Annotated in this window: 14 protein-coding genes; 5 read left to right on the forward strand and 9 right to left on the reverse strand. The window is 27.0% G+C overall.

The genetic code is table 11. From position 1 onward, the window contains the following. Nucleotide 1: 1 nt before the first annotated feature. On the reverse strand, nt 2-673 hold the full coding sequence (locus CDIF1296T_RS10305; protein ID WP_009897090.1) for a response regulator transcription factor: 672 nt from the start codon (nt 671-673) through the stop codon (nt 2-4). A gap of 261 nt (nt 674-934) precedes the next feature. Here CDIF1296T_RS10305 and CDIF1296T_RS10310 point away from each other — a divergent pair, with 261 nt between their 5' ends. From CDIF1296T_RS10310 to CDIF1296T_RS10330, 5 genes are all read left to right on the forward strand, one after another. Continuing rightward, entirely contained in the window at nt 935-1,999 is a 1,065-nt protein-coding gene (locus CDIF1296T_RS10310; RefSeq protein WP_009889925.1) for a 4Fe-4S dicluster domain-containing protein, read from the forward strand. 157 nt (nt 2,000-2,156) lie between these two features. After that, nucleotides 2,157-2,843 (forward strand): response regulator transcription factor, encoded by a 687-nt coding sequence (locus tag CDIF1296T_RS10315; RefSeq protein WP_009897092.1) that lies wholly within the window; start codon nt 2,157-2,159, stop codon nt 2,841-2,843. After that, nucleotides 2,833-3,864, forward strand: coding sequence for a sensor histidine kinase (locus tag CDIF1296T_RS10320; RefSeq protein WP_009897094.1), 1,032 nt, complete (start codon nt 2,833-2,835; stop codon nt 3,862-3,864). The genes CDIF1296T_RS10315 and CDIF1296T_RS10320 overlap by 11 nt, the downstream gene beginning before the upstream one ends. 81 nt (nt 3,865-3,945) lie before the next feature. Beyond that, nucleotides 3,946-4,611, forward strand: coding sequence for an ABC transporter ATP-binding protein (locus CDIF1296T_RS10325; protein WP_003435295.1), 666 nt, complete (start codon nt 3,946-3,948; stop codon nt 4,609-4,611). 12 nt (nt 4,612-4,623) lie between these two features. After that, nucleotides 4,624-7,041: an ABC transporter permease gene (locus tag CDIF1296T_RS10330; RefSeq protein WP_009897095.1), complete on the forward strand. Its 2,418-nt coding sequence runs from the start codon at nt 4,624-4,626 to the stop codon at nt 7,039-7,041. Nucleotides 7,042-7,221: 180 nt separating this feature from the next. Here CDIF1296T_RS10330 and CDIF1296T_RS10335 read toward each other — a convergent pair whose 3' ends face one another. The 8 genes from CDIF1296T_RS10335 to CDIF1296T_RS10370 all read right to left on the reverse strand — a co-directional run bounded on the left by CDIF1296T_RS10335 (nt 7,222) and on the right by CDIF1296T_RS10370 (nt 15,060). After that, nucleotides 7,222-8,013: a class I SAM-dependent methyltransferase gene (locus CDIF1296T_RS10335; protein WP_003435288.1), complete on the reverse strand. Its 792-nt coding sequence runs from the start codon at nt 8,011-8,013 to the stop codon at nt 7,222-7,224. Nucleotides 8,014-8,045: 32 nt separating this feature from the next. Then, nucleotides 8,046-8,633: a TetR/AcrR family transcriptional regulator gene (locus CDIF1296T_RS10340; protein WP_009897096.1), complete on the reverse strand. Its 588-nt coding sequence runs from the start codon at nt 8,631-8,633 to the stop codon at nt 8,046-8,048. 176 nt (nt 8,634-8,809) lie between these two features. Further along, the gene (locus CDIF1296T_RS10345; protein WP_009889936.1) at nt 8,810-10,201 is read right to left on the reverse strand and encodes a benzoate/H(+) symporter BenE family transporter; all 1,392 of its coding nucleotides are present in this window, start codon (nt 10,199-10,201) and stop codon (nt 8,810-8,812) included. 189 nt (nt 10,202-10,390) lie between these two features. Continuing rightward, nucleotides 10,391-11,689, reverse strand: a complete 1,299-nt coding sequence (locus CDIF1296T_RS10350) for an acyl-CoA thioesterase/bile acid-CoA:amino acid N-acyltransferase family protein (RefSeq protein WP_009897103.1) — start codon at nt 11,687-11,689, stop codon at nt 10,391-10,393. A 358-nt stretch (nt 11,690-12,047) separates the two neighbouring features. Continuing rightward, nucleotides 12,048-12,923, reverse strand: a complete 876-nt coding sequence (locus CDIF1296T_RS10355) for a hypothetical protein (RefSeq protein ID WP_003435278.1) — start codon at nt 12,921-12,923, stop codon at nt 12,048-12,050. 192 nt (nt 12,924-13,115) lie between these two features. After that, entirely contained in the window at nt 13,116-13,802 is a 687-nt protein-coding gene (locus tag CDIF1296T_RS10360; protein WP_003435276.1) for a DUF554 domain-containing protein, read from the reverse strand. A gap of 48 nt (nt 13,803-13,850) precedes the next feature. Further along, the gene (locus CDIF1296T_RS10365) at nt 13,851-14,384 is read right to left on the reverse strand and encodes a prolyl-tRNA synthetase associated domain-containing protein (RefSeq protein WP_003433028.1); all 534 of its coding nucleotides are present in this window, start codon (nt 14,382-14,384) and stop codon (nt 13,851-13,853) included. Nucleotides 14,385-14,427: 43 nt separating this feature from the next. Continuing rightward, nucleotides 14,428-15,060 (reverse strand): cyclase family protein, encoded by a 633-nt coding sequence (locus CDIF1296T_RS10370; RefSeq protein ID WP_009897109.1) that lies wholly within the window; start codon nt 15,058-15,060, stop codon nt 14,428-14,430. Between the last annotated feature and the right edge of the window lie 27 nt (nt 15,061-15,087).

The following is a 15,087-nucleotide window of genomic DNA, read 5'->3' on the forward strand; positions in this document are numbered from 1 at the left end:
ATTATTCTACCTCATTCCATAAATAACCCATTCCATAAGCTGTTTTTATATATTTTGGATTAGATGGGTCATCCTCTACTTTTACTCTAAGTCTTCTTATATTTACAGATACAATATTATCATCAACATAATTTTCTTCGCTGTCCCAAATATGGTGTAAAATTTGTTCCTTTAATAATATTTGACCTTTATTTTCAATTAGATAACTTAGAAGCTTATATTCTACAGAGCTAAGTTCCAAACATTCTTTATTTTTATATACTTTTAGTAACTTTTGGTCCAATTTTATTCCATTGGAATATATTACTTTATTATTCGATTTTTTTCTTATTGCTACTTTGACTCTTGCCTTTAATACAGATAAAGAAAATGGTTTTGTAATATAATCATCAAGCCCTATTTCTAATCCTTTTACTTCATCAATTTCTGAGTCTCTTGCAGTAAGCATTATAATTGGTATATCTGACTTTTCCCTTATTATTTGACATACATCAAATCCATCTCCATCTGGAAGATTGCAGTCTAAGATTATAAAATCTATATTTTTACTATTAAATATATTTAATCCTTCTTGTTTTGTATAAGCCTTAAATACATTAAATCCATCATTCTCAAATGCATAAAAAAGACCTTCATTTAAGTTTATATCATCTTCAATAATTAATAAGTTCAATTTTACTCTCCTTTAGATTTTTTAGATAAATAATTATTTTCTTGCATTATCATACTAAAAATATTTTAATTTTATTTATTTCACTAAAAAGATTGTATTTAAATTTGTTTTCAAAATAAAAACATCATAATCAAGCATATAGTTATATATTTCCCAATTTAATTACGCTTAAATTGAAAATATAACTTTATTCTTATATAATTAAATTATACAACAATAAAGTTATATTTTTTAAATATATTTTTACTAGGGGGAATAGAATTGAAAAGGGTTGATGAGAGAAATACTATGTTTGCAAGAGCAAATTACAAAAAAGATAGTACTGCTTATAATGACTATTATAAGAAAAATCCTGACAAAAAAGAAATTGATGATAGTATAAGAAATAGACCAAATTTATGTAGTGAAGGAACAATGACTTACAATGAGTTAAACTCTCCAATGGCAAGTAGTGCATTCGATTTTTTATCTGATATCAAATCTTTATGCGAAGGAAAAGTTTCTGATACTAAAGTAGATGTAGATGCAAAGTCAATGACAAAAAAAATTAAGGGTCTTGCAAAGCAGTATGGAGCTTCTGTAGTTGGTATAACTAAATTAAAAGACTATCATATTTATACAAATAGGGGTAGACATGAAGAAAATTACGGTGAAGAAATTAATCTAACTCATAAGTATGCAATTGTATTTGGATGTGAGATGGATAAAGAAATGATAAATAGAGCTCCAATGATATGTGAAGTTATAGAAACATCAAAGTGCTATGTGGATGCATCTATCGTCGGCATGATTTTAAGTTACTATATAAGAAATTTAGGATATGATGCTAGAAATCATATGGATGCTAATTATTTAGTAATGCCTGTTTTTATAGCTCGTGATGCTGGTTTAGGAGATATAGGAAGAAATGCTATACTTACGAATAAAGATTATGGCTCTAGACTTAGATTAGGTGTTGTTACTACAGATATTCCTCTTTTAGAAGATGAATATGTTGATTTTGGACTAGAAGATTTTTGTAAGGTCTGTAAAAAATGCTCTTTTAACTGCCCTTCTCATTCGCTTTCTAATGATATTAAAATTGGTGATGATGGAAAATATAATTGGGTAATTGAACATGAGACATGCTATATTAAATGGAGATATTTAGGTACAGATTGTGGTATGTGTATATCTGCTTGCCCATTTAGCCAAAATCTCGAAACTATAAAGAATACTACTTCATTTAAGGGTAATAATGAGCTTATTCAAAAAGCTTTAGATGAGTATACTTCAAAATTTGGTAAAAGAATATTTATACCTGGAAATCCATCTTGGTTGAAATAATTTTATTTAATAAAGAATCTGTACTAGAATTTATCATAGGACAGGTTCTTTATTAAATATATAAATTTTTAAATACTTTTTCTCGTTTATAACAATTCAGCAATGTTTTTAGTCTATAATTGACATTATAAAATATTAAACTAAAAGGAGTAACTGTATGGAAAAAATATTAGTAGTAGAAGATGATTCTATATTAAATAAAACTCTATCATATAACCTAATTGAAGATGGATATATAATTACTTCAAAATTTACAGCTAAATCTGCACTGAAGTCTATTTTTGAATGTGAATTTGATTTAATAATTTTGGATATTAATTTACCAGATAAAAGTGGGTTTGAATTATGTAATGAAATAAAGGAAAATTACAATATACCAATAATTTTTTTAACTGCTAATGATATGGAATGTGATATGATTAAAGGCTATGAACTTGGAGCTTTGGATTATATAACAAAACCATTTAATATCAATATATTTAAACAGAAAGTTAAAGCTTTTTTAAATCATCTTACAGTAAAAACAAAACAAGATTACTATAGGGATGGATATCTTGAAATTAACTTTTCTGAGTTATCTGCCAATATAAATGGAAATCAAATTATATTTACACCATTAGAATATCGTACTTTAAAACTGCTTACTGAAAATCCTAAAAGTATTTTAACAAGGAAAGTACTTTTAGAAAAACTCTGGGATATAGATGCTAACTTTGTAGATGAACATACTTTAACATCTGTTATAAGTAGGATTAGAAGCAAAATTGAAAAAGACAATCTTAAGTATATCAAAACGGTATATGGTATGGGATATATGTGGTTAGGTGAAAGAAATGAATTTTAAAAAATTTTCTTTTAGTTCTATTTATTTAATAATTGCTGTTGGTATAATTTTTACAGCTATTTTATTTAGTATCTCAATTTATCTAATAACTGATGATTTAAAACTAATTGCTCTATTATTAATATATACAATAGTACTTTGTGGATTTATAGCATTAACAATATTTTTACTTCATAAAAAAATAGTTATATTTTGTTCTAAAATATGTCACACTTTAGATAGTATGATGAATAGTGAAGACAATATTGAAATTGAATTAGAAGAAGAAACTATTTTATCACGTATCAATCACAGATTAATTAGAATGTATGAAGTTATTCAAGAAAATCGCAATAGTATTGCTATAGAGAAAGCTGATTTACAAGAACTAGTTTCTGATATATCTCATCAAATTAAAACTCCTATTGCAAATTTAAAAATGATTAATACTACTCTACTAAATCAAACATTTAAAACAGAAATTCAAAAGGATTTTTTAATGGATATGGAAAACCAATTAGATAAATTAGATTTTTTAATGCAATCTATGGTAAAAACCTCCAGACTAGAGACAGGTATAATCACACTATCTAAAAAGAAAAATTCAATTTATGAAACAATTGCTACAGCACTTAGTGGAATTTTGTTTGATGCTGAAAAAAAGAATATTGAAGTTACAGTTGATTGTGACCCAAATTTATATATAATTCATGACAAGAAATGGACTTCTGAAGCTATTTTTAATATATTAGATAATGCTGTAAAATACACAAATTCTAATGGTAAGATACATGTAGCTACAGAATGTTGGGTTATGTATACAAAAATAGATATTATTGATAATGGAAAAGGAATATCAGAAAGTCATCAAGCAGAAATCTTTAAAAGATTTTATCGTGAAGAAGATGTCCATGACATAGAAGGTATTGGAATAGGTCTCTATCTTTCAAGAAAAATTATATCTCTTCAAGGTGGCTATATTAAAGTTACATCAGATATTGGAAAAGGGTCGACTTTTTCTATTTTCTTACCTAATAAATAAATTTTTAAATATTTCATTTGTAATGATTCTGCAACATTTTGGTTTTATACTGTATTTACAAGATGTTAAGGAGGTATTATTATGAGTATTTTACAAGTAATTAATTTAAAGAAATATTATGGACAAAGTTCAAACATTACAAAAGCTCTTGATGGTGTAACTCTATCTATTGAAAAAGGCGAATTTATTTCTATTGTAGGTACATCTGGTAGTGGCAAATCCACATTATTAAATATGATGGGAGGATTAGATAATCCTACATCTGGAAAGGTTATTATAAAGGGTAAGGAATTATCTACTATGACTGATGAACAGCTTACAATCTTTAGACGCAGAAATATAGGTTTTATATTTCAAAATTATAATCTTGTTCCTTTACTTAATGTATATGAAAATATTATCTTACCAATAGGATTGGATGGAGAGACCATAGATAAGGATTTTATAAATGAAATTATAAATATGCTTTCTCTTGAAGAAAAATTATATGATATGCCAAGTAATCTTTCTGGTGGTCAACAGCAACGTGTTGCTATAGCTAGAGCACTTGTAACAAAACCAGCTATTATACTAGCTGATGAACCAACAGGTAACCTTGATAGTAGAACTAGTTCAGATGTACTGAGTTTACTTAAAGTGACAAGTAAAAAATTCAACCAAACAATTGTAATGATTACACACAATAATGAAATTGCACAACTAACTGATAGAATTATTCGTATTGAAGATGGAAAAATTGTTAACTAGGAGGTGTAGTATATGTTTAGAAATAATAATCGCACATTTATAAGAAAAATAGCTTTAAATGATTTAAAAATTAATAAACTTAAAACATATCTTTCAGGTATCATTATAATGATTTCTACATGTTTATTATTAACAGTGACCTTAGTTTCATATAATGCCTCTGTAGATTTAGTTAATGCATCTCCATATCATGCTATATATAAATCTGTAGATGAAAAAGCAAAAAATATACTATATAAAGATAAAAACTTTAGTGGCGTAGGAACTTACAAATTAATTGGAAGTAATAAAAAGACAGATTGTATTATGTCGATTGTTTATGCAGATGATACAGCAATTAAACTTATGAATTTTCAACCATTGAAAGGCAAACTACCTACAAATAAAAATGAAATTGCTATTTCAGAAAAATATTTACAGGAATTTGGTTTAGATAAAGATATTGGAGATAGCATTAAATTAAATTATTATGATGATATTACGAATAAAGAAGTTCAATGTGATTTTATTATTGTTGGATTTCTAGAAAATTATTATCAAGATAATGCCAAGCAATACTATACAGTCGTTTCAAATGATTATTTTAAGAATATAGCTTCTACACCTTTACAAAATAAAAGTAATACTTTTGACGAGTCAAGACCTGATACTGTAGATGTATTAGTTAAACTATCAGAAGAAAATACAGAGAAAGATTCAGCTTCAATTAAGACACAGTTAAAGAAAATTGGTTTATCTTTAGGTATTAAGAAATATAATATATACTTAAATGATAACTATATTGAATCAAATTTAATTGATGGTGAGCAGATTATTACAGTTTTAGTAGTTGGAATAGTTGTTCTTTTTTCTAGCGTTTTTGTTATATATAGTATTTTTTATATTTCAGTTGTTAATTCAGTTCAGATGTATGCTAAGTTGAAATCGTTAGGTATGACTTCTTTTCAGTTAAAAAAGATTATTTCTCTACAAGGAAATATTTTGTCAATTATTTTTATTCCATTAGGGGTTATAGCTTCTTGTATAATTGCTTACATAATTCAACCATTAGCATGGCAAATGATAGCTGATTTATTTATAATTTTAATTTTATCACTGGTAATGTTTTTAACTGTTAGAATTTCTTTATTTAAACCAGCTAGAATTATTTCTAAAATATCTGCTATTGAAGCCATGCAATATACAGAAACTAAATTTAGAAAAAAAGCAAAAAATTTTAGTTATATAAATATAAAAAATCTAGCATTAAAGAATATCGAGTCAAATAGAAAAAAAAATTTGATTGCATTAATATCGCTAAGCATTAGTGGAGTTTTATTTATTTCAATCGCTAATCTTGCTAATTCAATAGATTTCAAAAAACAACTATCTCAACAATTTGTCTATAACGAAGATTATATAATTAGCATTAAGAGTGATAACTTATATGAGCATATTACAGAAATCCAACAAAATAATCCACTAACAGATTCTCTTAAGAATGAAATTAAATCTATTCATGGAGTAAAAAAATTAATTGAATCCAAATCAATTAAAAGTAATATTATAGAACCTTACATCAAAGATAGAGACGAAAAACAATTTATTACTCTAATTAAAGGTATTACGCCTGAACTTTCAAAATCACTTGAAGAATATATTGTCAGTGGAAAAATAGACTATACACATTTAGATTCAGATAGTTTAATTATAAATAAATATAGAACAAAATATTATGGATTAAATTTAAAAGTTGGAGATACAGTTACATTTAATATCTTTAGTGGAAATGATATTATTAAAAAGAAAATGAAAATTATAGGAATCATTGACAATTCCAATACAGGAGGTATGTTTTTTGCTTCAGACAAAACTTTAGAATCTCTAACACCATATAATACAAATTTAGATTTTTCTATTTTAATAGATAAAAAGCATTCTAAAGAAGTTGAAGAAAAGTTGTTAAGTATAATTCAGAAAAATTCAAATTTAATGCTTTATTCATATGAAGATGATTATAGAATGATTACTAGAGCATTTCAATATATAATTATAGCTTCATACATTTTTGTTGGTTTAATTTCTTGCTTTGGTATACTAAATATGACCAATACCCTAATAAACAGCGTTTTAATTAGAAAAAAAGAGTTTGCATTACTTCAAGCCGTTGGAATGACAAGAAAGCAACTGCGAAATATGCTTTATAGAGAAGGTCTAAACATAAGTATCAAAGCTATATGTACTTCAAGTATACTAGGTTATTTTGGTTCAAATCTACTTTGCACTTTTATAAAAGATGTAATTAGATTAGACTTTATTAATTTTAAATTTTCTATATTTACTATTTTAATTTTTTCATTCGTATTAATTGGTATACAAGTTTTAGTGACTGAATTACTTGTAAGAAATATAGAAAAAAAATCACTTACAGAACGCTTACGTTCTCAGTAAGAATGTATATAAAAAATAGCCATTTTTTATACAAGTTTTAATATGATTTTTTAAAAGCTATAGGGATAGAAAATTTTGACTTTACATAATTTTCTATCCCTATACTTGTTTTTATTTTATACAGATACACTTACTTATATCTCCGAGCAACATCACCAGAGACATAAACAAGCATATTCCTTATTTTCTAAATATGTCAATTGCATGACTTGTAACCCCTACTAAATCTTCACGTTCACAAGTAGCAAGGTGATATTTTAAATATAATGCAAATGCATCATCATCCATAGAGTCTACTGCTTCACGCATATACAAAGCCAAACCATCTGATGCGACATAATGCAGTCTAGTTACATTAAATGCAGACATCAAATCATCAATGTTTTCTTTACGTACAAGCTCAAACAAATCCTTTGGTTCAGACTTAGCAGCAAATGTCTGTGGATCAATCAAACCTTTTTCAATATATTCAGATACATTAATATTTCCTCTATGGAACCCCTCGTCAATGAGACAGCCATCAGATATAACATATGCAGCAAAAACCACACCACCAGGTTTTGTTACACGAATTGCCTCATGTAAAGCTTGTTGTTTATCTTCTTTGTTATAAAGATGATATAGTGGTCCTAACAGTAACGTAATATCATATTTATTATCTGGGAAAACAGATAAATCCATAGCATTACCCTGAGTAATGCTTATATTTTCATTTGATTGAGTATTTTTATGGAAAACCTCTATATTATGTTCGACTAATTCCACTGCGTCAACATCATATCCCTGACGTGCCAGTGTGTGAGAATAACGACCAGTTGCAGCGCCAATTTCAAGCACACAATCACCTGATTTTATGTACTTATCAATGTAATGCATAGTAGTGAGAAATTCCACCATTCCATGTTTTAATGCAAGTCGACTATCTTCATCATAAGTATTATAAAAGTCAATTAAGTATTGTTTTGTTTCCATAATTTCACCTCTTCTATATTAGTTAATAAACATCAAATAGACAAATTCCAATCTGGTTTTTCTTGTCTTATAAAAGCTGTTAATATATTTTTCAACATTTTTTCAGCACTATATCTATCTAATGTTAATTTTTTTGTTGCTGTTAAGACAGCTATGCCATGAGTATAAAGAAATAAATCTAAAAATATTACTTTTGCACATTCCAAATCTATTCCAATGCTTTCCGAAAAAAGTCTTGCCTTTTTTTCATTGTAAATTTCTTTATAAAAATCATTCGCCTCTTTCATCATCAAATCTAAATCATTTATAAATAACAACTTAAATAAATACGTTTCTTCTTGAGCAAATTCAATGTATGAAAGCGGAAGCAGTAAATAAGGGCTTACACTTTTAGAATTACGATAATTAACAACATACTGATTATAATATTCATATGCAAAAGCAAGAAATTCATTTTTTAATTCATTCATGTTTTCGTAACAAGTAAAAATTGGTCGAGTGGAACACTGTAATTTACTTGCAATACTCCTCGCATTTACAGCTTCAAATCCCACTTCTCTTGTAATATCCAAGACTGTATTCAAAATCATTTCTTTTGTTATCTTTACTTTAGGTGGCATATATGTTCACCTCTCCATTAAATTTTTATAAAACACATATGTTATATAACTATAGTAACATATCAAGAAATTATGTCAAGAAAAAGCTTTGCATTTTTTTGCAATTCCTAAAACTTATAAATAAAACATGAGTTGCAATTAATCTATTAATAGATAACAGCAACTCAGATTTTCCTTTAAATACTCTTCTTTTTGTCTAATATTTCATATACACAATCTTCTATTGAATTAATATCTTTTTCTTTTCTTTTTTTAGAATCAATTAAAATGAAATACAGTATAAAACCTACAGCAAGTCCCCATGTTCCGCCTTTAGCAGCAATTACACCTCCCATAAGTCCAATCAATCCCTTCTCAACACCTGTATTACATAGCTCCATTGATAGCTTTGTACATAAATATCCTTGAACTAAAAGTGTTACTGACAATGCTAATGGTATAAGAGGTGTAGCAATCTGCGCAATTGGATAAAAACAGATAAAAATTGCTGAAACCCATACTAATGTACCCATGCCACTAAAAACAGACTGCATGGCTTCCTTTCCAACCTTGTACCTTTGAGCAACACTTCCTGTAAGTGTCGCAGCTAATGGACCGCACATTGGTATATATGGAGAAAAGATTGCCATAAAAATATTTCTTATCCCACTTATAACATTAGACCTATTTGAATTGAAATCTATATATTCATCTTTTCTATTTTCACTTTCAGAAAGTACTAAGTTTTCACCTGTTATAAAATCACCAAAGGCAATTATGTATATCATAAAAGCCATTGGTATCCCTTGTATAAATAACATTACACTTGGAAAACCTATTCCAAAAGGAGATACTGTATTTATCAGATTTTTAAAATCTACTATGTAAACTAAATTGTCAAAACTAAATCTAGGAATTTCTATTTCTTTACTAAATATACCTACTATTAAACTCACTAAAATAGCTGATACTACACCATATTCTCCTAAATGAAATAAAAACTTATTCTTAACTTTTAGAGTATCAAATCTTTCAGAAAACATTACAAAACAAGCAACCAAAATTCCTACTGTTATAGATATAGGATAAGAATCAAATCTCCCTTTAGGATTAAACTCTGATATTATAGTCGATATACCGACACCCATTAGTATTCCACCTTTAATAGAATTTGGTATCTTACTAACTAACTTTCCAGCTACACCAGTTATACCCATTAAAATAAATATTATTCCTAAATCTATTTGTAAAGCTGTTAATGCTTGTATTCTTTCAATGCCCATGCTGAACTTTAACAAATATGCAGTTGTAAGAGTTATAGAAGCTGTAATCCAGCCAGGTACAACTGGGTCTCCCATAAAAACATGCAAACAGTATAATATTGAGTTAATGATAGCCATACTCCATGCCACTTCATAGGGTAATCCCAAAATTTGTGTACTAAGGCCAATTGTGCCTAAACTTGTCATACTTGATATTATACCTTGAATAGCTTCTGGTTTCTCAAATCTGTAATGTATAAATGGAATTCTTATCTTAAACATTCCAAATTTTATATGAGGTTGTTCCCTTCTAGCGAGTCTTTCCATAACTTCACTCCACCTTTCAATAACTCTTATAAGTTTACAACTTTATAATTGTTTATAAATTATCAATGTCATTAAAATTAGTATATAACATGCAAATTATATAAACAATAAATTAAATCTATAAAATTGATAGATTTTGTGCATATATAGAAAGACCGCTTCATTTTTAGTTACTTAAATCACTTAATATTAGTTATTTAAATCACTTGATAAAGGTTTTTTATAAAATTCAATAGTTCTATTCCATGATTCAAACTGTCCTTTTGAATTTCCTTCTACAGTTCCACCTGAAGAAAAAATCCCTCCACTCATACTCATACATAAAGTCTCCTTTAGAGGCATAATATATGGAATTGGTAACGGATGACCCATATTATTGTATGTTAATAATTCTACGTTATATGGATAATTATTTTCTTCAAAGATTTCTAATGCCTTTAAACAAGCTTCATAACTATTCCATATGTTATCTTCTTTTCCAGCAATCATAAGTATATCTGCTTTGGAATTTTCTATTTTTATTCTAGCCTCTTTTCTATTCTCTGCTCTTTTAAGACTTTTCTTATAAGTACTATTAAATCCAAATGGAATACCTTTTGATATATTTTTTTTCTGTTCTTCAAAGAATATATCATTGTCTACTTTGATATATGGAAATGGCTCTCCTTTATATGACCATGATGAAGTATCATTTCCACTCATCAATCCATTAAGAGCTTGGAAACAATAAATGTGAGGTTGTGATACTACAACCTTTTTAATTTGTTCATATCTTGAAGCAAGTAAAAAGGCCAATTCTCCACCCTTTGATGTCCCATGTACAAATATTTCTTTAGTACTGGTAATTTCATTTTCACTAATCCACTCAAATACTTTTTCAAAATATTCTAATGGAACCTCTTCTAATTTATCTGGTAACCCTTCTAAAGCAAAGTATGCAACTGTTAGTACATTGAATCCTCTAGATGCAAGTGGAGCTGCTAAAAGGTCTAGAGCGTCTAAATTTCCATCAGAACCACCTAGCATTAAAATTGTTTTATTATTAGAATTTTGTTTATAAAATAATTTTCCTATAAACTCATCAGATATGTATTTTGTGGTAATATCTTCTGATTTAAATATTCTCTTTAATTCAACTTCTTTTCTTTCAATAGAAGTTTCAAATATCATATTCATAATTATTGGTTTATCAATAGATATATTTTCTGCAAAATTTTTACCTTCAGTTTTAGATTTTTCCAGCGAATAAATTAACCCCATACAATTATCAGCCTTATAAGTACCTTCTATAGGTTCAACTAAATCTAAATCTACTTCTCCTTTTTCATTTGAACAAAACACTCCATAAGATGAAAATTCTTCTCCCTTGCACCATGGAAATTCCATTTTCACACTTATTTTAAGTTTAGTATTTTGAATTAAGTCCGAAACCATAATCTTAAGTCTTTCATCCACAAATGATTCTACATTGTATACATTTACTTTCATAATCTATTTCTCCTTATAATAATTATTTATGTTTTATATAAAACAGCTTTATCTAATGCAACATAAATAAATTTTTAAATTAAGACACCATATTGACTATTTCATTTTATCAACATATTCCATATTTGTCAACATATTGTCTTTTTTAGTAATTTAAAATTATGTAGTCTATATGAAATCCAGTTGATTTTTGGCTAATTAAAGATAGGAATGCTATTAGGTTTAGAATATATATATTCAAAATAAAAAACCACTCATTTAAAGAATGGTTTTTAATATAAACTATTTGTTATTAATAAGGATATTTTTTTATTTAAATTTATATAATCGAACATCTAATATTTAATGTTTAATAAAATTATGCATTTGCAAAAGTATATATGGCATTAACTCTTGCTACATATAAATTCTCATCACTACATCCAATATATCTAGCATATTTTTCAATCTTTTCTTTTGCATTTTCAACATCATTTTCATCGCTCTCCATTAACTCATTTATATAAATATCCATTAATGACGCTTTATATTCTCTTATATCATAGCCTAAAAATTCAGTCAATCTCTCAATTTCCTTACTAAAATCTCCATCTTCTTTTACCAAAAATTCGTATACATCTTCCCTATATGGATTTAAAGTTATTATTTGTTTTACTACTTTGCATTCGTCAGCCTTCCCAATAAAACCATCTTTATAATTATTAAATAAGGCATTAGATTTTTTTATAGATTCTTCATCAATATAAGAATGTACCGCAGTTATACGATTTTCTATAAGGGCATCTACAACAGCATAATGAATTTTAAAACAATCATTGTATAAATAATTGCTCATTTTCTTTATTGTCGATTCTATTTCTAAGAAGCTCGCGTGGCCATTTTTTTTATTTTTATTTGGTATAATAAAAGTTTTATTCAAATTATTAAAAAGTCTCTTAAAATCTAAATATTTTTCACAATAAACACTTTTAAAGGTATCGATATCTATAGTTATAATTCCAAAACTTACTATAGTCTCAATTCCTTTCTTAAAAGACTCTTCTATATATTTTTCTCCTAAACTTAAACCTCTATCAGATATTTGCTTTAGATTTTGAAAACTATTTAAACAATCTCTCTCAAAGTTTTTAGATATTTCCAAAGCATATAATTTAAAGATTTTCCTTATCTTATTATAATTATTTTTTGTATCATCAAATCTGATAATAGCTCCATTTACATCAAAAGTAATCATTGAGTTTTAACCTCCCCATTAGTTTCATCAATAAAATAAATTTAATATAAACTTTATAATCATAATATTAAACTTATTTATACTATAATTATTAATTTGATGATAAAAGCTATTTTCCTTCTAAATAAAAAATTTGTCTAAAGTTTCTAAAAAATTTAGACAAATCTTAGGTTATTACTCTTTAAATTATTTTTAAATTATTCCAAATACGCCAAATAATATTGGTATAAATATAGCTGGTAACAAATTGGCTACTTTTATATTCGTTAATTTAAGTACATTTAGACCAAGTCCTATAATTAATAAACTTCCAGCTGCTGTCATTTCTGTGACTACAGGATCACTTAAAAATCCATTTAAAAATGATGCTCCCACACATATAATACCTTCATACAAAAATACAGATATTGCAGAAAACATTACACCTATACCTAAAGAAGCAGTAAATATAATTGAAGCTATTCCATCTATAACAGATTTTACAAATAAAGTATCATGACTTCCTGTAAGACCACTTTCTAATGAACCAACTACTGCCATGGCTCCTATACAGAATAATAAACTAGATGATATAAAACCCTCTGCTATAGAATCTTTTTTATTTCCTTTAGAAAATTTACTTTGTAAAAAAGCACCCAACTTATTTACCCATTTGTCAATATCTATTAATTCTCCTATCAGAGCACCTACAGCTACAGATATTATTGTCACTAATGTGTTTTTTCCTTCTAGTGCTCCTGATATACCAATGTACAATACACATAAAGCAATTCCATTCATTATAGTATCGCTTACTCTTTGAGGTAATCCTCCTTTTATTATAAGACCTACTATACATCCACCTGCAATTGCTAGACTATTTGCTATTACTCCAAACATTTTTTCTCCCCTCGATTAGCTAATTGAAATTTATCCTATTATTAAAACCTAAACATCTATACTTTGTATTGGATATTTTAAATATTCCAAAAATTCTTCAAAACCTTTTCTAGATATATTTACAGTTTTAGTATTTATGTTAGGATGAAAATTTAAGTAATCTTCTTTAATTACATCTTTATCTATGTAAAGCTCAACTTTTCTTTCTGTATCATTTATTAATGAAAAAGGATTTACACTTCCAGGAAGAAGTTTAAGTACATTGTATAGTCTTTCAGGTGAAGCAAACGATAATCTAGAACTTCCTATCTTATCTTTAAGTGAGTTTAAATCAACTTGTTTTTCTCCTTTAACTACAATAAGATAATACTTATTTCCTTTGGCATTTCTTAAAAATAAATTTTTACATTGACACCCCTTTGTTATTCCATCTAAAATGACTAATTGCTCTGCTGTATATACAGCTTCATGCTCTACTACATCATATTCAACATTTAATTTATCCAAAATATCATATATTTTAGTTTCATTCATGCTAGATTCATTTTCATCTTGTTCTTTTTTATTATTTAAATCACTCATACTTTTCTCCTTAAACACTTCATCATAATATCATTGTGAGGTATTATTCTACTATAGCTATTGCTCTTACTGGAGCTCCATCAGCATCATTATACTTAAATGGTGCTGCTATAAATAGAAATTTTTCTGGAACAGTTTCTAAATTTGTAAGATTTTCTATGATTATTTTTCCTTTTTCAAATAAAATATGATGCACTTCAAATACTGATGTGTCATATCTATCCACTGATAGCATATCTATTCCTATGCCTTTTATATTAGTATTAGCTATATAGTTTGCAGCTTCTTTTGTTAATGTAGGATAACCTACATAGTACTGCTTTTTATCCCAAAATTTTGACCAACCTGATTTAAATATTATAAAATCACTATTTTTTATTTCATCTTCATATTTTTTTAGATATTCTAATTCTATATTCTCATTTCCCTTTTCAAGTTCCAATACATAAGCTTTCCCAACAAAATTTTCTATATCCAACTTATCTAGGGTCTCACCTTTAGTATACATATGTCTTGGTGAATCCATATGAGTTCCATTGTGAGAAAATACACTAATTAATGTTTCTTGATAACCATTTTCTTCAATAATAGCTACTTTCTTGATATCTGGTCTATTAGGCTCTGCATATACAGGCATGTCATTATGTGTCACATGAGTTAAATCAAAAACCTTCATCTTTATATACCCCCTATGTTTTTATTT

Source organism: Clostridioides difficile ATCC 9689 = DSM 1296 (assembly GCF_001077535.1).
GTDB classification, from domain to species: domain Bacteria; phylum Bacillota; class Clostridia; order Peptostreptococcales; family Peptostreptococcaceae; genus Clostridioides; species Clostridioides difficile.